This window comes from Pseudobutyrivibrio ruminis CF1b (assembly GCF_000424005.1).
Lineage (GTDB): Bacteria > Bacillota > Clostridia > Lachnospirales > Lachnospiraceae > Pseudobutyrivibrio > Pseudobutyrivibrio ruminis_C.
On the sequence record NZ_AUJB01000009.1, the window covers coordinates 355,851 to 377,234 of the forward strand.

23 protein-coding genes are annotated in these 21,384 nt (G+C 40.5%); 22 read left to right on the forward strand and 1 reads right to left on the reverse strand.

Going from position 1 to position 21,384, the window contains the following annotated elements; all coding sequences use genetic code 11:
- The first annotated feature begins 72 nt into the window (after nucleotides 1–72).
- The 10 genes from G592_RS16000 (at nucleotide 73) to G592_RS0108375 (ending at nucleotide 7,495) form a co-directional block, all read left to right on the forward strand.
- Nucleotides 73–2,082, forward strand: a complete 2,010-nt coding sequence (locus tag G592_RS16000; protein ID WP_242830154.1) for a TOTE conflict system archaeo-eukaryotic primase domain-containing protein — start codon at nucleotides 73–75, stop codon at nucleotides 2,080–2,082.
- Nucleotides 2,069–2,794, forward strand: coding sequence for a phospholipase D-like domain-containing protein (locus G592_RS17825; RefSeq protein WP_242830155.1), 726 nt, complete (start codon nucleotides 2,069–2,071; stop codon nucleotides 2,792–2,794). Before G592_RS16000 ends, G592_RS17825 begins: the two co-directional genes overlap by 14 nt.
- A 123-nt stretch (nucleotides 2,795–2,917) precedes the next feature.
- On the forward strand, nucleotides 2,918–3,301 hold the full coding sequence (locus G592_RS0108335) for a hypothetical protein (RefSeq protein ID WP_028247428.1): 384 nt from the start codon (nucleotides 2,918–2,920) through the stop codon (nucleotides 3,299–3,301).
- Between the two features lie 25 nt (nucleotides 3,302–3,326).
- Nucleotides 3,327–3,722, forward strand: a complete 396-nt coding sequence (locus G592_RS16005; RefSeq protein WP_036952245.1) for a helix-turn-helix transcriptional regulator — start codon at nucleotides 3,327–3,329, stop codon at nucleotides 3,720–3,722.
- Nucleotides 3,722–4,156, forward strand: a complete 435-nt coding sequence (locus tag G592_RS0108345; protein WP_028247429.1) for a hypothetical protein — start codon at nucleotides 3,722–3,724, stop codon at nucleotides 4,154–4,156. Before G592_RS16005 ends, G592_RS0108345 begins: the two co-directional genes overlap by 1 nt.
- 226 nt (nucleotides 4,157–4,382) lie before the next feature.
- Complete coding sequence (locus G592_RS0108355; protein WP_028247430.1) at nucleotides 4,383–4,577, forward strand: hypothetical protein; 195 nt, start codon at nucleotides 4,383–4,385, stop codon at nucleotides 4,575–4,577.
- 52 nt (nucleotides 4,578–4,629) lie between these two features.
- Nucleotides 4,630–5,811, forward strand: coding sequence for an SEC-C metal-binding domain-containing protein (locus tag G592_RS17020; RefSeq protein WP_051194822.1), 1,182 nt, complete (start codon nucleotides 4,630–4,632; stop codon nucleotides 5,809–5,811).
- Nucleotides 5,812–5,924: 113 nt separating this feature from the next.
- Nucleotides 5,925–6,377 (forward strand): DUF4869 domain-containing protein, encoded by a 453-nt coding sequence (locus G592_RS0108365; RefSeq protein WP_028247431.1) that lies wholly within the window; start codon nucleotides 5,925–5,927, stop codon nucleotides 6,375–6,377.
- A 30-nt stretch (nucleotides 6,378–6,407) separates the two neighbouring features.
- Nucleotides 6,408–7,001, forward strand: a complete 594-nt coding sequence (locus G592_RS16015) for a hypothetical protein (RefSeq protein WP_196801829.1) — start codon at nucleotides 6,408–6,410, stop codon at nucleotides 6,999–7,001.
- Nucleotides 7,001–7,495: a pyridoxamine 5'-phosphate oxidase family protein gene (locus tag G592_RS0108375; protein WP_028247432.1), complete on the forward strand. Its 495-nt coding sequence runs from the start codon at nucleotides 7,001–7,003 to the stop codon at nucleotides 7,493–7,495. Before G592_RS16015 ends, G592_RS0108375 begins: the two co-directional genes overlap by 1 nt.
- Before the next feature lies 1 nt (nucleotide 7,496).
- Here the strand turns inward: G592_RS0108375 and G592_RS0108380 are convergent, their stop codons facing one another.
- Complete coding sequence (locus G592_RS0108380) at nucleotides 7,497–9,008, reverse strand: DUF5722 domain-containing protein (protein WP_155942178.1); 1,512 nt, start codon at nucleotides 9,006–9,008, stop codon at nucleotides 7,497–7,499.
- Between the two features lie 150 nt (nucleotides 9,009–9,158).
- On the opposite strand from G592_RS0108380, the gene G592_RS0108390 reads away from it, so the two are divergent.
- The 12 genes from G592_RS0108390 (at nucleotide 9,159) to G592_RS0108445 (ending at nucleotide 21,383) form a co-directional block, all read left to right on the forward strand.
- On the forward strand, nucleotides 9,159–10,097 hold the full coding sequence (locus tag G592_RS0108390; RefSeq protein ID WP_028247435.1) for a glycosyltransferase family 2 protein: 939 nt from the start codon (nucleotides 9,159–9,161) through the stop codon (nucleotides 10,095–10,097).
- Between the two features lie 36 nt (nucleotides 10,098–10,133).
- Nucleotides 10,134–11,432: a DegT/DnrJ/EryC1/StrS family aminotransferase gene (locus tag G592_RS0108395; protein WP_028247436.1), complete on the forward strand. Its 1,299-nt coding sequence runs from the start codon at nucleotides 10,134–10,136 to the stop codon at nucleotides 11,430–11,432.
- A 70-nt stretch (nucleotides 11,433–11,502) separates the two neighbouring features.
- The gene (locus G592_RS0108400) at nucleotides 11,503–13,524 is read left to right on the forward strand and encodes a hypothetical protein (RefSeq protein ID WP_028247437.1); all 2,022 of its coding nucleotides are present in this window, start codon (nucleotides 11,503–11,505) and stop codon (nucleotides 13,522–13,524) included.
- A 104-nt stretch (nucleotides 13,525–13,628) separates the two neighbouring features.
- Complete coding sequence (locus tag G592_RS0108405; RefSeq protein WP_028247438.1) at nucleotides 13,629–14,243, forward strand: hypothetical protein; 615 nt, start codon at nucleotides 13,629–13,631, stop codon at nucleotides 14,241–14,243.
- A 553-nt stretch (nucleotides 14,244–14,796) separates the two neighbouring features.
- On the forward strand, nucleotides 14,797–15,588 hold the full coding sequence (locus tag G592_RS0108410; RefSeq protein ID WP_028247439.1) for a hypothetical protein: 792 nt from the start codon (nucleotides 14,797–14,799) through the stop codon (nucleotides 15,586–15,588).
- A gap of 61 nt (nucleotides 15,589–15,649) precedes the next feature.
- Nucleotides 15,650–16,612, forward strand: a complete 963-nt coding sequence (locus tag G592_RS0108415) for a glycosyltransferase family 2 protein (protein WP_028247440.1) — start codon at nucleotides 15,650–15,652, stop codon at nucleotides 16,610–16,612.
- Nucleotides 16,613–16,634: 22 nt separating this feature from the next.
- Nucleotides 16,635–17,036 (forward strand): DUF6548 family protein, encoded by a 402-nt coding sequence (locus G592_RS0108420; RefSeq protein ID WP_028247441.1) that lies wholly within the window; start codon nucleotides 16,635–16,637, stop codon nucleotides 17,034–17,036.
- Nucleotides 17,037–17,152: 116 nt separating this feature from the next.
- Nucleotides 17,153–18,373 carry a capsular polysaccharide biosynthesis protein CapF gene (locus tag G592_RS0108425; protein WP_028247442.1) on the forward strand — a complete coding sequence of 407 codons (1,221 nt, stop codon included), beginning with the start codon at nucleotides 17,153–17,155 and terminating at the stop codon, nucleotides 18,371–18,373.
- Nucleotide 18,374: 1 nt separating this feature from the next.
- Entirely contained in the window at nucleotides 18,375–19,532 is a 1,158-nt protein-coding gene (wecB, locus tag G592_RS0108430; RefSeq protein ID WP_028247443.1) for a non-hydrolyzing UDP-N-acetylglucosamine 2-epimerase, read from the forward strand.
- Between the two features lie 78 nt (nucleotides 19,533–19,610).
- Nucleotides 19,611–20,654, forward strand: a complete 1,044-nt coding sequence (locus G592_RS0108435) for a polysaccharide biosynthesis protein (protein ID WP_028247444.1) — start codon at nucleotides 19,611–19,613, stop codon at nucleotides 20,652–20,654.
- Nucleotides 20,654–21,049, forward strand: coding sequence for a DMT family transporter (locus tag G592_RS16020; protein ID WP_036952251.1), 396 nt, complete (start codon nucleotides 20,654–20,656; stop codon nucleotides 21,047–21,049). Before G592_RS0108435 ends, G592_RS16020 begins: the two co-directional genes overlap by 1 nt.
- Complete coding sequence (locus G592_RS0108445) at nucleotides 21,042–21,383, forward strand: EamA family transporter (protein WP_028247445.1); 342 nt, start codon at nucleotides 21,042–21,044, stop codon at nucleotides 21,381–21,383. The genes G592_RS16020 and G592_RS0108445 overlap by 8 nt, the downstream gene beginning before the upstream one ends.
- The last annotated feature ends 1 nt before the right edge of the window (nucleotide 21,384 follow it).

Consider the following 21,384-nt stretch of genomic DNA (forward strand, 5'->3'; position numbering starts at 1 on the left):
GTGCAGAAAAACAAAAATAATGAGCCCAAAGAAAATATAAGAGTAGGATACTGGATTGAGAAGGTTGAATGTATGGGTGAATCTATAAAAGAACTAAAACAGAAAATAGAACAGCTAGAGCACGAGAATCTCTGCCTCAGACAATTATTGGATGAGGCAGGGATTTCTTATAGTAGGAAGATAAATGCGGATGGCCAGGATGAGTCAAAACAAGAAAAATATGAACCAAAACAAGGAGATAGAATTGAGCCAATTGAGATAAATGATAAGAATGCCAACAATTTCTTCATGCTCTTTTGCAGAGGTAGACAGGATGTTTATGATCTTCGTTATTGTAATCCTAAAACTGGAAAAACTGGCTACTACACTCAATGCTTCAATAGATGGGAGAGAGATTGCCATATAAATAAGCACGACGGAGTTAGATGCAAAGGTTGCGAGATTAAGGCATATAAGCCGGTCACGCCGGATTTGATAAAAGCTCATTTAAGAGGTGCTGACCCAAATGGTAATGATGTTGTGGCAATCTATCCCATGCTTGAGGATAATATGTGTCAGTTGCTGGTGTTTGATTTTGACAATCATGCTCAGGGAGCGCAGCAGGGAGATTTTGCAAATGAAAACCAGGAGTGGATGGAAGAAGTTGATGTGCTAATGGTTATTTGTAAGGAGTTGGGAGTTCCTGCTATAGTGGAGCGTTCACGTTCGGGAAATGGTGCTCATGTGTGGATTTTCTTCAAAGAACAGATTCCTGCAAAACTGGCGAGAAGATTTGGATTTGCATTGCTTGAAAAAGGCGCACAGTCTGTAGATTTAAAATCATTTAGATATTACGACAGAATGATACCTACACAAGATACATTACCAGCAGGAGGTTTAGGTAATGTAATAGCATTGCCATTGCAGGGACGAGCATTACAAGATGGTAATAGTGCTTTTGTTGATGAGAATTGGAATGCATATCCAAAACAACTACAAGCATTAGGTGCAGTCCGAAGATTAACAAAGGTTGAGGTTGAAGATTATCTGTTGCAGTGGAGCAAGGTAAATATAAATGAAGAGGATAATGAGAACTACATTCCTTGGAAAGATTCGGATAACATTTCAGCTGTCGATGTGGATGGATCTGTAGAAATCACATTAGCTGAAAAGCTTTATATTAAAAAGAGTAATATTTCAAATGGGTTAAAGCGAAAACTGCGACAGCTTTCTGCATATACAAATAGAGATTATTTTAGAAATCAAGCTATGAGTATGCCTAATTATGATACGCCAAGGTTTATATATCTTGGCGAGGATGACGGGGATTATATAGCACTGCCAAGGGGGCTACAAGAAAAGGTAGAGGAACTACTGAAGGCTGCAGATATTAAACATGAGATTAGAGACGAACGTGAAAATGGTAGAAGAATTAATGTGTCTTTTAAAGGTAAATTAAAAGACTCTCAGCAGGAAGCGCTGGAAGAAATTATGAAGTATGATGATGGAATTCTTCATGCGGCCACAGCATTTGGAAAGACAGTAGTATGTTGTGATTTGATTGCGAAACATCAGGTTAACACATTGATACTGGTAGATAAAGCAGAGCTGATGAATCAGTGGATAGAACGATTAAAAGAATTCCTAGTAATCGATGAGGAGTTACCAGAATATGAGACTAAATCTGGACGCATAAAGAAGCGAAAAGAATTAATAGGAAATCTACAAGGTGCACATGACTCCATGACTGGAATTGTTGATGTGGCTATGATTAGGTCCTTGAAAAAGAAAGATGGAATGCATCCACTCCTAAAACAGTATGGTCAAGTTATATTGGATGAGTGTCATCATGGTGCTTCGGATTCTGCTATAGAGGTTCTGAGAGAAGTACCTGCAAAATATTTATATGGTGTGACTGCAACGCCAAAAAGAGGCGATGGAAAAGAGAAGACTAATGAATTCTTAATCGGGCCAATCAGGTATAGATTTACTGCGAAGGACAGAGCTAAGGAACAAGGAATACCGCATCTGGTATATCCAAGATTTACACGAACCGTTGCCACACATCATATGAGCAAGACGTGCCCAGGTGGCCGAGCTTAATTCAGTTAGTGAAGACGAGAGCTTAATATTAGTAGGTACCGGCTCTTTACTTGGTGAAGGATTCGATTATCCTAGGTTAGATACATTATTTATGGTTACGCCAATTAGGGGTGAAAATGTAGTGGAACAGTATGTGGGCCGATTGAATCGTGACTATCCAAGTAAAGAGAATGTCATTGTATATGATTATGTGGATATCCATGTTCCAAAGTTTAATAAGATGTATAATTCTCGATTAAAAGCATATAAAAAGATTGGGTATGATATTTGTTCTGGAATAGAAGGAGAGAAGCAGGAGGCAAATGCAATCTATGATATTGAAAGCTATGCAGAAGTTTACAATCGAGACTTGATGGAGGCAAAGGAATCAGTTGTAATCTCAAGCCCACGTATTAACACGAAGAAGGTTGAAAAGCTTGTAGAGATGCTGGCACCTAAGTATGCGCTTGGGTTAAATGTAACAATATTAACCTGGCATCCAGATGCTTATGTATATGGCAAGGACTATGTAAGAATGGAACTGCTGGAGCGATTAAGACGTGCTGGATTTGAAGTGAGACTTAGGACAGAGGTTTGCGAACGTTTTGCTGTTATTGATAATCAGATTGTATGGTATGGGAGCATTAATCTGCTATCAAAAGAGGATGCAGAGGATAATATCATGAGGGTGTGTGATGCTGAGATTGCGGCTGAGGTGCTGGAGTTGATGTAAGATAAAAGCATTGATATAGGTTATGAATATATAACTGTGAGTTGTAAATAATTCTACACTATTGACGATATTACCTATAAGTAATATTATTGTATATACATACATTGAGGAGGAGTGCAATGAGTGGAACTACATAATATAGATATATATGGTTCAGACAATATTTTTGCTGTTCCTATGCTAGAGAAAGAATTCTCTAACGCTGTCAATGAGGCATGGAAAAATAAACCGCCATGGAAGAGATATCAGAAAAAATTGATGGAGGACCTGTCGGTATTAAGTGTTGAGTTGGAAGGTGCTATTAGACTTCCACAGTATGAGAAACTAACGGGTGAGAAGTATTTGTATTCTATCAGGCACCCTAAAACTAAGAAGAATGTTAGAGTTCTTTATACTATTGTGGATGGGGATATTATCTTACTTCACGCGTTTCTTGAGAAAAATGATTCTGACTATAGAAGAGGAATTAATCTATCAAATAAGAGATTGGATGAGCTAGAGGAATAATGACAGGGGTTAAATGGAGGAAGCTATGAGTTTAAAAGATAAGATTGCTAATGCTAAGAAGACTACATGGGTTACAGATGGATTTGAAGAGCAGGAAGTAAAAACAATTGTTGAATTGGCTAGAATATCAGCGAAGATAGAGTTGGCTCGATTAGATAGAGGAATGACACAAAAGGAATTTGCAGATTTTATGGGGGTTACCCAGGGAATGGTTTCTAAATGGGAGAGCCGGGAGTATAATTTTACTATTAAGTCGTTGAATGAAATATGTGCGAAATTGGGTTTAGAGTGTAATGTTGACATATATTCAGAAAACACGAAGTCAGAATATACTGTTGATAAATGGGAAGCAGAGAACCTAAATAATATTATGAGATTCAGAGTACCTAAGGATATGGTACTTACAGAGGGGATTGCATAATGAATTTAAATGAGATTACAGCAGGGATTGAACTGTTGGGGAATAATATAAATAAGCTTGTGATAAAGAATTCTTTGGTTAACTTTGCAGATGCTAAAGAAAAGAAAATTGATTTTTGTATTAATAAACCTCGATTTGAAAAAGATGACGACGGTCTAATGGGGCAAATTGAGATAGAGTTTAAAATTGATTTAATCAACTCAGAAGAACAAAAATGTCATATGGAAATAGCGCTTGAGGGTGCGTTTGTACCATCAGGAGATATAGATGAAGAACAATTTGAACAACTGGTCATGGTTAACGGTGCAGCTGCGCTTGTAAGTATAGCAAGGGGTAAGATTGAAGCTATATCAGGAAATGTATTAAACAGTGGAAAAATAGTTATTCCGTTTATAAATGTTTTGGAGTACTACAAAGAAGCTAGTATGAAGTAGTGAAAAAGCTGATCAGCATATGCTGGTTAGCTTTTTGTGATTTATTAGGTATATTTGTGGGGGAATTATTATGAAGTACGCATTAGTCGATGGTAAGAGAAGACATATTCAGGATGTAGAACGTGGGACACACGGTTTTGATTGTTGGTTTCAAGATTATGAGGTAGTGGATATGGAGTAAAACGCTCCATATGTGAATGAACTATAACGAATAGAGGGGAAAGAAATGATAAATGAACTTTATAATTGTGATTGGGAAAAAGTATATGCTGACTACTGGGAAAAATACAAAGAAAAAGGATTAATCTTATCGGCGAAGCCGATTAAAATCATTCCTTACTCGCGCCAGCGAGTGGTCTGGGAGGGGGCAGACCTGCGCAGCTGCTCGGAATGGTACCATAAAATAATATATAGTGTATAATTGAGCTGTGGTGTTTACTGCAGCTTATTGTTTAGGAAAAAGGGGACAATTAATGTTATTAAAAGATAGACTTAATGAATACAAGAAGGATGAACTATTAGATATTGCAAGAGGCATAGAACTAGATGGAATTTCAAAACTAAAGAAATCCGATTTAATAGAATTAATTATATCTAAGTTATGTTGTGAAGATATGATGCGCATAAGATTTGAATGCCTGACGGATGAAGAGCTTGCGCTGTTTAAGAAATCTATCAAGGAGCCACAAGATGTAAAAATTGAAGACATTATGCCAGCCATGCAGTTGTATATATATATGCTTGGCGGTTTTGATGAAGTGACAGATTACTTTACTGTTTATGATGAGATGGCTGAAGTTTTTGAGAAGATTAACGACCAAGCCTTTGTGGCTGAACAGAAAAAACGAGGCTGGTTGGTAAAGTGTATTCACTTCTTTAGGAAATACTATGTGGTGGCACCATTAGAAGTAATTTATCAGTTATATCGCCTGAAGATAAAAGATAATATTGCAGATATGGTGGATTTGATATGGAGCATGCCAATGGATATTATTGGTTGCTGCATATTTCCTGAAGACGAGTTTCAAATAAATGAGATGGGGATTGATAAATATCTGCATACGGAGGGTGGACTACTTGTAAATCTTGAGTCATTTGAAGATGGAGAGGTATTTCCATTGTTAAGAGAACAGGTGGGAAAGGATTTTTATATTCCATCTGCTGCACAACTTAATGAAATAGTTATTAATGGCTATGAGTCAAGCTCACTCGCTTATAAAAAGCTGAAGGAATTCTTCAAAAAGAAACTAAAACAGTCTGAAGAACTTGCTATAAACTGGTGCATGCAGGTTTGGCTCAGCAGTTATAATGGCGATATGCCTACAGAAGTATTGAAAATGTTGGATGAGGCAGGTGTAGTATTCGACAGCGAGGAGCAAATGAATGAGCTTGTCGGTTTAATGATGGCTGCTCATAATAATACAAGGTTAAGAGAAAACAGAGGGCATAAGCCAACTGAACTTGCTGGTAAAGAACCATTAGATAGAATGCCGACAATAGTTCCGGGTAGCACGAAAGCTGCAGCTATTTTAGGAGAAATCAAGCCTCAGTTAGAGAATATGGGAATGACAGTAGAAATTGGAAAGAAAGTATATCCAAATGACCCATGTCCATGTGGCTCGGGAAAGAAATATAAAAAGTGTTGTGGGAGATAAGGGATTTCGGCAGAGCGCAGCTGCTCGGAATGGTACCATAAGAATAACATATAGTGTATAATTGAGCTGTGGTGTTTACTGCAGCTTATTCTTTTTTGATTGGGAGACTTAAAATGTTAACTATTATATTTGGTGACTATAAGGAAGCTAATTACATAAGTAATCCTGACATGTTTTTTGATAATACATATGAGGACAAGTGGTTGGAATCAGACTTGGCCAAAGACATCGTGAAGGATATAGATAAGTCGGATTTGGAAGGCCCAAATCTTGTGGTCAGTCCGGTATTAGGCTCTATTCCTGTTACTAGAATATCTGGTGGTGCGAAGACATTAATACAAATAGCCTTTGATAGTGAGCATATTTTCAATGCATCTGCTTGTGGTGATAATTGCGCAAAGTGGCTTTTAAAGATTGGCAATGATAAGGATATAGTTGTGAGAATGGGGCATGTTATGCATTTTCCGGAAGAATCATTTGATATTAAAATAGCCAATACGGGTGACATTGTACACACACCGTATGAACTGGTGGAGAAGGTAATCACGGAAGGGTTATTGGATTAAGAGAGTATTAACCGGTGGAGGTCTGTTTTAATGGTTGGAAGATATGATATAGAGCTGTATAACAATAAGGTTCATTATCATTTGAACGTAAAAAGGAATATTACGGTTTTGAGAGGTGACAGTGCCTCGGGAAAGTCAGAGCTCATTAGATTGCTGAGCGCATACAACGCAAATCCTGAATCATCGGGTATAACGTTGATAAGCGAAAAGGCTTGTAGCGTGTTGACTGAAGAAAACTGGAAATTATTTATAGAGTCATACAAAGAGCGAATATTTTTTATAGATGAAGGAAATACATTTTTAGCTACAGAGGAATTCGCAAAGGCGGTAAAGACAGCAGATCATTATTTTGTGATAATCTCCAGGGAACGTTTGCCACAGCTGTCATATAGCATTGAGGAAATATATGGTTTGCGAGAAGGAGATGAAGCTGGCAAATACAGAAATGCTACAAGAATATATAATGAAATGTATCAGCTATATAATAATCAATTTGGAAATGTGGCGGAGCTGGAGCCGATTACAATCATTCCTTACTCGCGCCAGCGAGTGGTCTGGGAGGGGGCAGACCTGCGCAGCTGCTCGGAATGGTACCATAATGCTATAAATAAAGGGGACGAATAATGACTAGAAGAGAACGAGAAATCACTGACAAAAATGAAATAGAAGAGATTCTGGCCAGCTGCGGGTATCTGCACCTGGGGCTGGTGGATGAAGGAAAGCCATATGTGGTGCCGATGAATTATGGGGTGGACCATGCTGAGGATGGCCGTGTGGTGGTTTATCTACATAGCGGACTGACTGGGCGCAAGCTGGATATCATCAGGAAGAATTCTGAGTGTTGTTTCACCATGGAGAGAAATATTCAGCCATTCGAGGGCAGGATGGCGTGCCAGTATGGTGTGGCTTACGAGTGCATCATGGGTACAGGGCAGATTCACATTGTGGATGATGTGGAAGAGAAGAAAAAAGCCCTGTCCGTGCTTATGACCACACAGACAGGGGAATCATTTTCATTTGATGATAAGATGGCATCTATCGTAGCTGTAATGCGCATCGATGTGGATGAGATTACTGCAAAGCGCAGACCTCTTCCTGCTACATTGGAGAACAGCTAATCTATCTTGGGACTACCAGTGAGTACAGATCCACGCCTGCGTGGGCGCTGGCCTGTGCCACAACGACAGGGTCGGTAGGGTTCTGATAGTAGCTGAAGCTGGTCTTTGGAGTGCCATTTTCTTTGCAAAGACCAAACCATAATCCCTGATTTATTTCGGTTCTGTTATCGGCTTCGCGCATGATGACAAGACCGTCTACATATCGATTATTAGAGGCCACCAGATAGGCGAAGACGATGGACGCGGCCTGGTCGGCCTCTCCTTTATGGCTTGAATAGCCTAGTTCTGCAATCTTCACGTTTCGCACCTCGCCCTTTGGATTCAGCATCTCTGGCAGGGTCAGGAAATCTGTGAGCACTTCGAGATTGGCCATTGTGACATATGGAGTGCTCTGGCTGTGGGTAACCTTGTTTGAGGTCTCCCATGATTTTGTGGCCAGCAGCCAGTAGTTGTTTGGGTGGGCTGCTATTTTCCAATCTATATTTCCCTCGGCGCTGACTGCGCGGTTAAACTGAACAAGGAAATCTCTGCCGGACATGTAGTAGGATGCCTCAGGAACTGCCCACTGGTGGTCGATGCAGGTGTAGACATTGGCTGTTCCGTTTGTGGCTTTGATGGCGTTGTACATGACGCGGAAGGCCTTGTAGTATTCGTTGACGAACTCGGCGTTGCTGCCTACTTTCACATAGTTCCAGAGCGGATAAGCATTTACCTCGTTGCCGATGATGAAGTTATCTACCTGGCCAAAGCCTACATTGGAGTAGCGGCTGGCGATGATAGTAGCGGCATTTCCGATGCGCTCGAGGGCCTCAGGGCTGGATGCGTTGAAGGCGTAGAAGACAGTATCCTTGCGGCCGCCCTTAAATGAAAGTGGGCTGATGTAATCTTTGCCTGCGGCCTTGTCTGCCAGGAGAATCATGTTGACCTGGATGCCAAGGGAATTGTATTTCATGACAAGCTTGTCGTAGACGCCCAGTGTGGCTACCTTGGAAATAGGTACATTTAGGTTGACCTGCTTGATGCCCAGAGGAACTACCTGGTTCAGGTCGGCGATGGCAGAGTGGACCTCAGGGAAAATGCCCTTGATGCCGTTGTCCATTCGCGCTGGATATACGGTGGCGCATGCCTCTGGGTTCAGGATATACATGCTGTTTGAGACAGGGGCGAGTTTGCCGCCTGCCAATACGCAGATGGTGAATTTCTTATAGAGCACTGAGTTGGCCTGGCCCTTATTTAGAGGGATGGAGAACACGGTGGCTCCCACAGCCTGCTGGGCTACCTCATCTCCGGCAGGAGCTACCTGGCATGCGGCTGAAGCAATCAGGTGATACATGCCGTCCTCGGAAGCGGCTGAGCCGGAGGTGGTGATGACTACGGCGCCACCCTGGATGGTGACGGAGTTGATGGCTACGGCGCCCTCGGCTTTTGCCACTGAAACGTTAAACGACAGAACGCCGCATAGTACAAGTGCGATGGCCATTACAATACTAGAAAATTTTTTAAATCCACACATATACATCTCCTTTAATAAACTGTTTTTGCGAGTGCATGGGTTCATTGTACAAAAGGAATGTGTAGAATCTGTTGAGTAATTGTTACTAAAATGAATTGTTATGTTATAATACATAAAGCTAATCAATAATTATTTGGAAAAGGTTTTTATATGGATAAGAAATTACTTACAATCGTGGTGCCTTGCTACAATGAGCAAGAGTCTTTGCCACTGTTTTATCAGGCAATAAAAGAAATGGAAAATGAGGGAAAGCTTTCCTCAGTTAATTTGGAATTCGTATTTGTTGATGATGGTTCTAGAGATAATACTTTAGAGGTGTTCCGTCATCTTAGCCAGCAGGACGACAGGATTCATTATGTATCCTTCTCCCGCAATTTTGGTAAGGAGGCAGGCATCTATGCAGGTCTTGAAAAATCCACTGGAGATTATGTAGTTATCATGGATGCAGATTTGCAGGACCCACCTGCTATGCTTCCTGAGATGCTTTCGTATATAGGCACAGGTGAGTACGACTGCGTGGCTACACGTCGTGTAGACCGTAAGGGAGAGCCACCTATTCGCTCTTGGTTTGCAAGAAAGTTTTATCGCCTTATGAATAAGATTTCCAACGCAGACATCGTAGACGGTGCCCGTGATTACCAGATGATGACCCGCAAGGTTGTAGAGGCAATCCTTGCTATGAAGGAGTATAATCGTTTCTCAAAGGGTATCTTTGGCTGGGTAGGATTTAGACGCAAGTGGCTGGAGTTCGAAAATGTTGAGCGTGTCGCAGGCGAGACAAAATGGTCTTTCTGGAAGCTCTTCATTTATGCCATCGATGGTATCGTAGCATTCTCCACTGCACCACTTATTATGGCATCCATCTTTGGATTGCTCATGTGCATTGTGGCATTTGTGTTTATCATTATCATTATTGTTCGCACCCTGATTTTTGGAGACCCTACCAGTGGTTGGCCATCAATGGTATGTATAATGCTTTTGGTTTCAGGTATTCAGCTTTTATGCATGGGTATTCTTGGTGAGTACCTGGCAAAGACATATCTCGAGACAAAGAAGCGTCCTATCTACCTTGTGCAGGAAGAGAAATAAATAGCTAATAATTATTTTAAATAGAGGTAATTTCAAATGTTAACAAAGAATTTTGAGAAGTTTGAGGAAAAGGTTTTTCTTGCTACTCCTACAATGCATGGTGAGGAGTTGAAGTATATCCAGGAGGCATATGACACCAACTGGATGACCACAGCAGGAACAAACATAAATGAAGTCGAAAGACTTTGTGCTGAGAAGGTTGGCGTGAAATACGCAGTAGGCCTTTCAGCAGGTACAGCATCTCTTCATCTTTCAATGAAGCTTGCAGGTATCGAAGCATATGGTATGCCAGCAGTAGGTCATGGCTGTCTCGAAGGCCACAAGGTTTTCTGTACAGATATGACTTTTGATGCCACAGTTAACCCTGTAGTTTACGAGGGCGGTATCCCTGTTTTCATCGACACAGAGGATGATACATGGAACATGGATCCAGTGGCTTTGAAGAAGGCATTTGAGATTTATCCAGAGGTAAAGGTAGTAGTATGTGCGCATCTTTACGGTACACCTGGAAAGATTGACGAGATTAACGCTATCGTTAAGGAGCACGGCGCAATTCTTGTAGAGGATGCAGCTGAGTCCTTCGGTGCTACATATAAGGGTGTTCAGACTGGTACATTCGGTCACTACAACACTATTTCATTTAATGGAAATAAGATTATCACAGGTTCAGCTGGTGGATGTTTCCTTACAAATTCTAAGGAAGCTGCTGAGAAGGTTCGCAAGTGGTCTACACAGGCTCGCGAGGCTGCAGCATGGTATCAGCACGAGGAGCTTGGTTACAACTATCGTATGAGCAATGTTATCGCTGGTGTTATCCGCGGTCAGCTTCCATATCTTGAGGAGCACATCGCTCAGAAGAAGGCTATCTACGAGAGATATAAGGAAGGTTTCAAGGGACTTCCAGTTCAGATGAATCCTATGGACCTTGAAAACTCTGAGCCAAACTACTGGCTTTCATGTCTCATTATTGATAAGGAGGCTATGTGCCCACAGGTACGTGGCGAGCACGAGGCACTCTTCACACCAGAGCACGGCAAGAGCTGCCCAACAGAGATTCTTCAGGCAATCGCCAGCATCAACGGTGAAGGTCGTCCAATCTGGAAGCCAATGCACATGCAGCCAATCTACCGTCTCAATCCATTCATCACTCGTGAGGGTAATGGACGTGCGGTTACAAACGCATACATCGCAGGCGGCATAATGGGCTCTGATGGCAAGCTTCTCGACAGAGGCGTGGACATTTTCGAGAGAGGACTTTGTCTCCCATCTGACAACAAGATGACACCTGAGCAGCAGGATAGAATCATCGAAGTTGTTAGAGCTTGTTTTGAATAGTATAGGTTTTTCGCATTATTTTTTATTTAGATGGTCTTACATAATTAGCTGAAACGGGGGAATAAATATAATGTGGTATGATTTTGTGGATTTTTTATTTAACAACAGCATTGTTATAGACAAATCTGTTTATGTTACTACTCTTATCGGCGAATTAACTGTAAGTGCCATCTATTTAAATTTCTGTCAGTTTATAGCCGGCCATGGTGACAATGGGGAGCATTTATACCTTGGCGTAAATTTGGCCGACTTTTATTACAAAGATAACCTAAGTGTTATTACCCGTCTAATTAAGAGCCGGGTCTTTTTTCTATCTATCATCTTTCAGATTTTCTACAAACCGGTTGTTGCTGTGTTTGGCCACAGGTTTCAAGCTGGCAAATTGTGTTTTTTCAACTGTCTTTGGTATGGAATCACCGCTGTTTTTTTCACACTTTTTATTTATGTGATTTTAAATTGCATACGATACGTGTATGATGCTAACGGTTATTTTTCGAAAAATAAAAAGATTATAAAGACCAAACGTAATCATAGATTCTTGAAGAATTGTATAGGGGATTTGATTCGTAAGAGTCGAATTGAAATCCAATGTAACAAATATGAGATGATCAATGGGTTCACAAAAGCTGATGAGGACAAAGTTTATGTGGAGGATTATGCTGATTTGGTGGAACTTGTTATGAATCCATATACCTGCTATGGGATTAAAAATGGTTTGCTTGTACGAGTTCTTTATTTTATCGAGAAAAGAAAAAGAAAACCTTATATATTCAATAAGGAAGTACAGTTGCTTCGCAATATGGCAGAGAATTCTTATTTCTATGACTGTAAGAAATATCAGGGTTTATTGATACGAAATTTGAAAAAATTGATAGAAGATAATACAGAATATATCCAAGCAGATGGCGCAAAAGATTATTATTTGAATAATAGATATGATAAGCAGTTGGAAGAAATAGCTGAACATATTTTTAAGGAAAATAACTCTGATATTAAGAATATGTTAATTGAATTCTTCAAGCAGGCAGTAGGCAAGAATGACATCACATGTGCAATTTTACGCCATATTTTGATAGAGTGGTTAAACAAGGTCGCTTACGAAGAAGTTGAAGAGGAAGAAGTAAAAAAAATATTCAAAAGTCTTCGCTTTGTGGACGATGAGTTAGGTATAGATTATATTATTTTTGATGTCTTAAAGGAGAATAATTATAGTAAGGAATTTGCCGATAATGTTCCTGAAATATTGAATCCAACTAAGGCTACGAACGTGTTAATTTCGTTAGTAATGTATTTTGCAATATATAAGTTCAGATTTGATTGGAAGTACATAGACATAGATCTATTACGGAATATAGCCAAGAAGGAAATGGTGTGTAATATTAAAGGGCAAGGATATCCCTTTGATGAGAAAACGGATATAAGGTACAAAAATAAAGTACAATCATTCATTAGAAAAACTTGTTTTAGTCATCGTTTTGAAAGTGATATGCTGGACTATATATTCGCCACTTCTGATGTCACGATAACTACAGAATGGATAGACAATACATACAAGAGTTTCCCTGAATTGGCCTTTTATTGGATTGTAATAAAACTCCTTGTATTTCATAATGATTTCAACTTATGGGGTGTAAAGGGAGACTTGAACTTTAAGGTAATGTTTATAAATGAGATATCAAAGCATCCGGAGTTACTTGCCTATAGTGGGATGAGAGACTTCCTGATGGATCTAAAATCCCATTGCTTAGGGGATGTTAAGGGACTGCCAAAGGAACTGAGAATTTCTTTTAATAGCCTATTATTAATCGGTGCAGATTTGGATGCATTAAGTGAGAAAAATACAGAATTGTATTTGGACAAGCACAGCGGAAAATATTGTTTATATAAGCTTTCTAATTTTGAAGGCAGCATTGATAACGAAAAAAAGAAAAAGCTTTACGATGTGGTAAAAGAATCTTTCAGGAATTATAACTGTAAAGAGGAAGAATATGTCCAAACTATAGTAGATGATGCCAAAAAAGTTGGCTGGGAAATCAATTACATTAATGCTGAAAAAATGAAAAAACTACTCAATGAAATAAATGCTTCATAAAAAAGATTTATTGAGGTGTTTGTTGTGACTGTAGCTGATTTTTGATTAATCTATGAGGTGTGATATAATCAAGTAGTAGTATTTGTAAGCCAAAAGGAGGATTTATGAAGAAATATATTAATAAGATTTTAGCAGGTTGTTTGTTTCTGTCTATTGCAAGTGTTGCTTTCATAGCTCATCCAGTCTCAGCAGAGGCTAAGGTTTATAACTATGACATCACTCAGGAGAATTTTCCTGCAGCAGATTATGCAGCACGCTATGCTGATGTGAAGGCAGTTTATGGCGATGATGCAGCAGCTCTCTATAACCACTACAAATTCTTTGGAGTAGAAGAAGGCCGCATCGTTAAGATTACAAAGGATGTTTTGGAATCTCAGGCTAACGCTGAGTCGGATGTTGTTGCATACAAGATTTTTGCATTGGATGTTCTCGACACTATTGTTAATGATAAGATGACAGATGCCCAGAAGGTAAAGGCTGTCGAGGCTTGGATGAAGGCTAATATTACTTATGGTTCTTGCGGCGATACTCGCAGCTACCACATCACTGGCCCTATGACAAACCAGCCTACATTAGAGGAAGGCTACGCTGAGACTTTCGAGTTCTTCATGGATGCCCTTGGTATTCAGGCCATCACAAATTCGGATCTTAAGACTAACAAGGTCTGCGTGGATGGAGCATGGTATAGTGTGGATATTCCTGGTGGAGTGTTGTATTAAGAAATAGATTTTGGGTAAAAAAGAAGCCTGTGGATTTGGTTCCACAGGCTTTTTGTTGTTATTGGGGGAGTAAAGCCTGTGGCGTTGTGGCTGCAGGCTTTTTGTTTTGGTTTTATTGTGCTGAGAATTATATGGCTGGGCATAAATATGGAATGATGTTTTTATTATTTATGCCTGGATTATATGGCTGGGCATAAATAAGACGGAAAGGTTGTGGAATTTATGCCTGATTACTTTGTGGCGGCATAAATAAAGTGAAAAGGCTAGATATTTATGCCAGTGCAGTGAGAATAGGCATAAATATAAAGACAATGGCGTATATTTTATGCCAGCACAGTACCTAAAGGCATAAATATCCGGCACTAATTAATTATTTATGCCAAGAGTCATTGATTATACATTTATTACATATGCAACAGAGTGATATTTAGAAATTTTATTGAAATATCCCATAGATAAATAACGTCCTCGAGCTTAAAATAAAAGAACTTCTATAAAAATTTTTTCTTCAAAATATTTTTTTTCGTTTTGAAAATCCCAAATGAGGTATAAATTGAATACAAAAGAGATGTTAAACTCTCGCATGAGCTATTTGGATGCTATTGTTTCTGAAAAATCGAGAGATATTAAAATTGCGCCCAAGGGTAAAATCAAAATTGTTAAGCACAATTCAACTTATCAATATTATATTAGAGAAAATATAAATGATTCCCAGGGGAAATATATAAAAAAAGAGAATATTGCATTGGCGAAAGCTCTGGCACAAAAGGATTATGATCAAAAGGTACATGATTTAGCTACAAAAGAATTGAAGCTTCTCGCAAAACTGAAGGATCTTTATAAAAATGGTGATTGTGATGCATATATTGAAAGTATGAGACCCTATAAGGCAGAACTGGTTTCGCCGATAAAGGAACCTGATGAACAGTATATTAAAAACTGGGTGGAACAAAACACTAAATTAGAGGAAACATTCATGAGCGAAGGCCTTATCTATGACAATGGCAAGGGAGTCATGATGCGCTCTAAATCTGAAGTCATCATTTCAAAGATATTAGATGAGAAGGGAATTCCATACATCTATGAGAAGTCAGTAGCCCTCTCAAAATTCAAAACAGTGCGCCCTGATTTCACTATTCTTGATGTGAAAAACAGAAGAGAAATCTATCTCGAGCACTTGGGCCTGATGGATGATGGTGAATACTTTGCTAAGAATGTAAAGAAAATAGCTGATTATGAGAAAGCCGGAATCTATCTAGGTGACAGACTGCTTATCACATATGAAACAAGAAAAGCGCCCTTAAATACGCATCTTCTTGAGGAAAAGCTTTTAAAAATGTTATAATAGCTTATGTTTAGCTTTTGGCAGAAACAATATTAAATATAAAGGGACGAAACCAAATAATATGGGAAAGAAACTATCAGTAGTAGTATCGGTATATAATGAGGAGCTGGGGCTCAGACAGTTCTATGAGCACACTACTCCTATTTTGAAAGAGATGTCACAGCAGTCTGGCTGGGATTATGAGTTGATTTTTGTAAATGATGGCAGTCGCGATGGCAGCCTGGATTTGCTCAAAGAATTTGCAAGCCAGGATGAGAAGGTGGCAGTTGTTAATTTCGCTGCGAACCGTGGTCATGAGGCTGCGATGATTGCAGGTATTGATTATGCATCTGGGGATGGTGTGGTTTGTATGGACGCAGATTTGCAGCATCCACCAGAGTCTATTCCAGCTATCGTTGAAAAATTCAATCAGGGATATGACGTAGTTTCCATGATCCGCACAGCCAGAGCTGATGCGGGAATCTTCAAGAGAATCACATCAGCTGCATTCTATAAGGTGATGAATGCCCTTTCTGGAAAGACAAAGTTCGAGAATAATTCTTCGGATTTCTTTGCGATTTCACGCCGCGTAGCATTAGTGCTTAAACAGGATTACCGCGAGCGTGTAAGATTCCTTAGAGGCTACGTACAGAACGTAGGCTTCAAAAAGACTACGCTTGAGTTTGAAGCCAGCGCCAGAGTGGCCGGCGAGAGCAATTACAATTTACGTGCTCTCGTAAAGCTTTCACTTAACGCCATCTGCAATTTCTCAGATGTGCCTTTAAAGATGGGAATCTATGCCGGAGTATTCTCGCTGATTTTAGCGTTTATATTGATGATTTATTCTATCGTGCAGTATTTCCTTGGCACCGCGCCTAATGGATACTCGACACTTATCGTTGTTCTTTGCTTCATGTTCGGTGTGCTTTTCATAATTTTGGGATTTATATCCGAATATTTGGCAATAATTTTTGCAGAAGTTAAGAATAGACCAATATACATAGTTGATAGTATAATTACAAAAGACGGGGAAGAACTTAAGTAATTTACATAAGTGGGGTTGAGTTATGCTTAGTTCAAAAAACAGAATAGTTAACGAGAGATTTTATGATGCTTACATTCTTTTCGACGATATGCTTGCCCAGCGATTCAAGCTGGAAGAAGGCGGTGTCGTAAAGTACATGGCCAAAATGAAGGAGTGCTACACCGAGGCCAGAGAACATATCCCTGAGTGGGATGACACCTTCAAGCGATTACAGCATCTTCAGGCCAGATTCAATTCATTGAAAGATGGCAAAGTAGCTTTCGAACATTTTCAGGGCAAGGATGAAGATGTGGTTTGGATGTCTGTTTTCAAAGAAAAAATGGATGCTGAAGCAGATGTGCTTTCCAAGTATTCAAAGATCGATTTCAGCAAAAAGAAGAAGGATGAAGGATTCTTCGGAAAGCTGTTCGGACTATTTAAATAAATGAGATATTCTAAGAGGTGCACAACATGTGCGCCTCTTTTGTTATTTAGACTAGTGTGATATAATTTACAGGATTATGGGTGCCTAGGCACTTTTGGAAAATAGGAGAGACTATTTTGAAAATTCTGGTTACCGGTGCAGCCGGTTTTGTTGGAAAAAATCTTGTGGAAACTCTTAAATGTGCTTCGGATGGGCGCGACAAGTTTCACGCTTTCGGCGAAGAGCTGACCGTCTACGAGTACGATAAGGAATCCACTCCTGAGGAATTAGACCGCTTCTGCAGCGATTGCGATTTTGTTTTCAATCTGGCAGGGGTCAATCGTCCTAAAGACAATAGCGAATTTATGGAAGGGAACTTCGGCTTTGCCAGCACCCTTCTTGATACTTTAAAAAAGCATAATAATACCTGCCCGGTGATGCTTTCATCATCGATTCAGGCCACACTTTTGGGCCGATATGCAGGCAGTGATTACGGCGCAAGCAAGCTCGCAGGCGAGGAGCTGTTTTTCAAATATCAGCAGGAGACCGGCGCCAAGGTCTTGGTTTACCGTTTCCCTAATCTTTTCGGAAAATGGTGCCGTCCTAATTACAATTCTGCAGTGGCTACTTTCTGTAACAACAAGGCAAACGGCCTTGAGATAACAGTGAATGATCCAGCTACAGAGCTGACACTTGTGTACATCGATGATCTTGTGAACGAGATGATTGATGCGCTGCAGGGAAATGAGCATCGCTGCGATTATGATGACGAGGGCAAGGTGGTTCCTGATACAGCAGGTAAATACGCATACGTTCCTGTGACTCACACAGTCACACTTGGCGAGATCGTTGAGCTTCTGGACAGCTTTGTGGAGCAGCCAGCATCACTTATGGTGCCGGAGATTCCAAGTGGCAGCTTTGCAAAGAAGCTTTACAGCACATATCTCAGCTATCTGCCAAAGGACAAAGCGATTTTTGATTTGAAAATGAACTGTGATCAGCGTGGAAGTTTCACGGAGCTGCTTAAGACTCCGGATCACGGCCAGATTTCAGTTAATATAAGTAAGCCTGGCATCACAAAGGGCCAGCACTGGCATCATACAAAATGGGAATTTTTTATCGTGGTTTCAGGTCACGGAAAGATTCAGCAGCGCCGTGTAGGTGTTGATGAAAATGGAAATCCATTCCCTGTTATCGAGTATGAGGTGAGCGGTGAGAAGATTCAGGCTGTTCACATGCTTCCAGGCTACACACACAACATCATCAATCTTTCTGACACAGAGGATTTGGTGACATTGATGTGGGCAAATGAGCTCTTGGAGCAGGACAGACCAGATACATATTTTGAAGAGGTATAACATGTTTAAGAATAATGGAAAATTAAAGCTTTTAATCATCGTGGGCACACGTCCAGAAATCATTCGTCTTGCGGCTGTTATCAAGAAGTGTCGCAAGTACTTTGACTGCGTATTGGCTCACACAGGTCAGAATTATGACTACAATCTTAATGGAGTATTCTTCAAGGATCTTCAGCTTGATGACCCAGAGGTTTACATGGACGCTGTTGGCGACAATCTCGGTCAGACAGTTGGAAATATCATCGCAAAGTCATACGAGCTTATGGTTGAGATTCAGCCAGACGCACTTTTGATTCTCGGCGATACAAACTCATGCCTTTCAGCTATCGCTGCAAAGCGTCTTCATATCCCAATCTTCCACATGGAAGCTGGAAACAGATGTAAGGATGAGTGCCTCCCAGAGGAGACAAACCGCCGTATCGTAGATATTATTTCAGATGTAAATATGGCATATTCTGAGCATGCCCGCCGCTACCTGGCAGACTGCGGTCTTCCAAAGGAGCGCACATATGTGACAGGTTCGCCAATGGCTGAGGTTCTCCACGAGAACTTAGAGTCAATCGAGGCATCAGATGTGCTTACAAAGCTTGGCCTTGAGCCAAAGAAATACATTCTTCTTTCTGCTCACAGAGAGGAGAACATCGACACAGAAAAGAATTTCACATCCCTTTTCACAGCTATCAACAAGCTTGCTGAGAAGTACGACATGCCAATTCTTTACAGCTGTCATCCACGTTCAAGAAAGCGTCTCGAGGCTACAGGCTTCAAGCTTGACCCACGAGTTCGCACGCACGAGCCACTTGGCTTCCACGATTACAATCATCTTCAGATGAACGCCTTCGCGGTAGTTTCTGACTCAGGTACACTTCCAGAGGAATCAAGCTTCTTCACAAGCATTGGAAAGCCATTCCCTGCAGTGTGCATCCGCACATCGACAGAGCGTCCAGAGGCACTTGATAAGGCTTGCTTCTTTATCGCTGGTATCGATGAGGCATCACTCCTTCAGGCTGTTACAACAGCTATTGATATGAATGAGGCTGGGGATTATGGTATTCCTGTGCCTGATTATGTTGAGGAGAATGTGTCAACAAAAGTAGTTAAGATAATCCAGAGTTATACAGGAATTGTTAACAAGATGGTTTGGAGAAAAGAAATATAACACCTCATCAGTCAGCTAAAGCTGACAGCTTCCCCTCAAGGGGAAGCCTTAGGGGTTTAGAAAGGATAAAGATTAATTATGAACTGTGAATTATTTAAAGATAAGACTCTTATGATTACTGGAGGTACAGGTTCATTCGGTTCCACTGTACTCAAGCATTTTTTGGACTCTGATTTAAAGGAGATTAGAATTTTTTCTCGTGATGAGAAGAAGCAGGATGATATGAGACATCAGCTTCAGGCTGAGCATCCAGACCTTGCTGGCAAGGTAAAGTTCTACATCGGTGATGTTAGAAACATGCGCTCAGTGCAGGATGCTATGCCAGGTGTTGATTTTATTTTCCATGCGGCAGCACTTAAGCAGGTTCCATCTTGCGAGTTCTTCCCAATGGAAGCTGTTCGTACAAACGTAGAGGGAACTGACAACGTTCTTCACGCAGCTGTTGAGGCTGGTGTTCAGAGAGTAGTTTGTCTTTCAACTGACAAGGCTGCTTACCCAATCAACGCAATGGGTATTTCAAAGGCTATGATGGAGAAGGTAATCGGCGCAAACGCTCGTGTAGCTGCAGGCAAGACTACAATCTGCTGTACACGTTACGGTAACGTTATGTGCTCTCGTGGTTCGGTTATTCCTCTTTTCATCGACCAGATCAAGGCTGGAAATCCTATCACAATCACAGACCCTAACATGACTCGTTTCCTTATGAACCTTGATGAGGCAGTTGCCCTTGTTATGTTTGCATTCGAGAACGGAGAGCCAGGTGATTTATTCGTTCAGAAGGCTGATGCCTGCACAATCGGAGACCTTGCAAAGGCTGTTCAGCAGACATTTGGCGATACAGGTACAAAGATTATCGGAACACGTCACGGCGAGAAGCTTTACGAGACACTTCTTACAAACGAGGAGTGTGTTCGTGCTATCGATATGGGTGACTACTACCGTGTACTTCCTGATGGTCGTGATCTTAACTACGACAAGTTCTTTGTTGATGGCCAGGTTCAGACAATGGCTTCTGATTCTTACACATCACACAACACAAAGAGACTTGATGTTCAGGGCACAATCGACAAGATCATGGGCACTGACTATGTTAAGGAAATGTTAGAAAACTGGGGTAAATAATGAAAAAAGAGAACATTAAGTGGTTTATAATTTTACATATTATTATTCTGATTTTTTCAGTTAATGGTATTTTTTCAAAGACTGCTGCGCAGTACCCATTCCTTAGTCCAAACTGGATTTTGTACTACGGATTGGTAATTTGCATCCTCGGATTTTATGCTATCGCATGGCAGCAGGTACTTAAGCATCTTCCACTGATTACAACATACGCCAACAAGGCAGCCACCACATTGTGGGGCCTTGTCTGGGGAGCGTTAATTTTCCACGAGAAGATTACTCCTCTTAAAATCGTTGGAGCGATTGTTGTAATAATCGGAGTTTACTTCGTTGTCACAGGTGACGAGGAAGTAACAGGAAAGAAATCTGATGATAAGGAGGATGGTTTAAATGCTTAAATTTGCACTTATTATGCTTACCGGCACATTCATTGCATCCTGCTCACAGATTATCTTAAAGAAGGCTGCTGAAAAGGAATATCCAAGCAAGATAGCAGAGTACTTAAACCCTATGGTTATGGGGGCTTACATCGTTTTCTTTGGAGCATCCCTTTGCTCAGTTTTAGGATATAAGAAGGTGCCTCTTTCAATCGGACCAATCCTTGAGGCTACAGGCTACATCTGGGTGGCCATTTTAGGAAAGGTTTTCCTTGGCGAGAAAATCAGCACCAAGAAAGCACTTGGACTTGTGATTATCATTGTTGGAATTATAATTGCTGCATTTGGAGTATAAA

What these genes read in the sequence shown, in the direction of transcription:
- G592_RS0108375 (WP_028247432.1), top strand. Translation starts at nt 7,001, where the DNA reads ATGACTAGAAGAGAACGAGAAATCACTGACAAAAATGAAATAGAAGAG.
- G592_RS0108415 (WP_028247440.1), top strand. Translation starts at nt 15,650, where the DNA reads ATGGGAAAGAAACTATCAGTAGTAGTATCGGTATATAATGAGGAGCTG.
- G592_RS16005 (WP_036952245.1), top strand. Translation starts at nt 3,327, where the DNA reads ATGAGTTTAAAAGATAAGATTGCTAATGCTAAGAAGACTACATGGGTT.
- G592_RS16000 (WP_242830154.1), top strand. Translation starts at nt 73, where the DNA reads ATGGGTGAATCTATAAAAGAACTAAAACAGAAAATAGAACAGCTAGAG.
- wecB (WP_028247443.1), top strand. Translation starts at nt 18,375, where the DNA reads ATGTTTAAGAATAATGGAAAATTAAAGCTTTTAATCATCGTGGGCACA.
- G592_RS0108365 (WP_028247431.1), top strand. Translation starts at nt 5,925, where the DNA reads ATGTTAACTATTATATTTGGTGACTATAAGGAAGCTAATTACATAAGT.
- G592_RS0108400 (WP_028247437.1), top strand. Translation starts at nt 11,503, where the DNA reads ATGTGGTATGATTTTGTGGATTTTTTATTTAACAACAGCATTGTTATA.
- G592_RS0108435 (WP_028247444.1), top strand. Translation starts at nt 19,611, where the DNA reads ATGAACTGTGAATTATTTAAAGATAAGACTCTTATGATTACTGGAGGT.
- G592_RS0108355 (WP_028247430.1), top strand. Translation starts at nt 4,383, where the DNA reads ATGATAAATGAACTTTATAATTGTGATTGGGAAAAAGTATATGCTGAC.
- G592_RS0108420 (WP_028247441.1), top strand. Translation starts at nt 16,635, where the DNA reads ATGCTTAGTTCAAAAAACAGAATAGTTAACGAGAGATTTTATGATGCT.
- G592_RS17020 (WP_051194822.1), top strand. Translation starts at nt 4,630, where the DNA reads ATGTTATTAAAAGATAGACTTAATGAATACAAGAAGGATGAACTATTA.
- G592_RS16020 (WP_036952251.1), top strand. Translation starts at nt 20,654, where the DNA reads ATGAAAAAAGAGAACATTAAGTGGTTTATAATTTTACATATTATTATT.
- G592_RS0108380 (WP_155942178.1), bottom strand. Translation starts at nt 9,008, where the DNA reads ATGTGTGGATTTAAAAAATTTTCTAGTATTGTAATGGCCATCGCACTT.
- G592_RS16015 (WP_196801829.1), top strand. Translation starts at nt 6,408, where the DNA reads ATGGTTGGAAGATATGATATAGAGCTGTATAACAATAAGGTTCATTAT.
- G592_RS0108445 (WP_028247445.1), top strand. Translation starts at nt 21,042, where the DNA reads ATGCTTAAATTTGCACTTATTATGCTTACCGGCACATTCATTGCATCC.
- G592_RS0108405 (WP_028247438.1), top strand. Translation starts at nt 13,629, where the DNA reads ATGAAGAAATATATTAATAAGATTTTAGCAGGTTGTTTGTTTCTGTCT.
- G592_RS0108390 (WP_028247435.1), top strand. Translation starts at nt 9,159, where the DNA reads ATGGATAAGAAATTACTTACAATCGTGGTGCCTTGCTACAATGAGCAA.
- G592_RS0108345 (WP_028247429.1), top strand. Translation starts at nt 3,722, where the DNA reads ATGAATTTAAATGAGATTACAGCAGGGATTGAACTGTTGGGGAATAAT.
- G592_RS0108395 (WP_028247436.1), top strand. Translation starts at nt 10,134, where the DNA reads ATGTTAACAAAGAATTTTGAGAAGTTTGAGGAAAAGGTTTTTCTTGCT.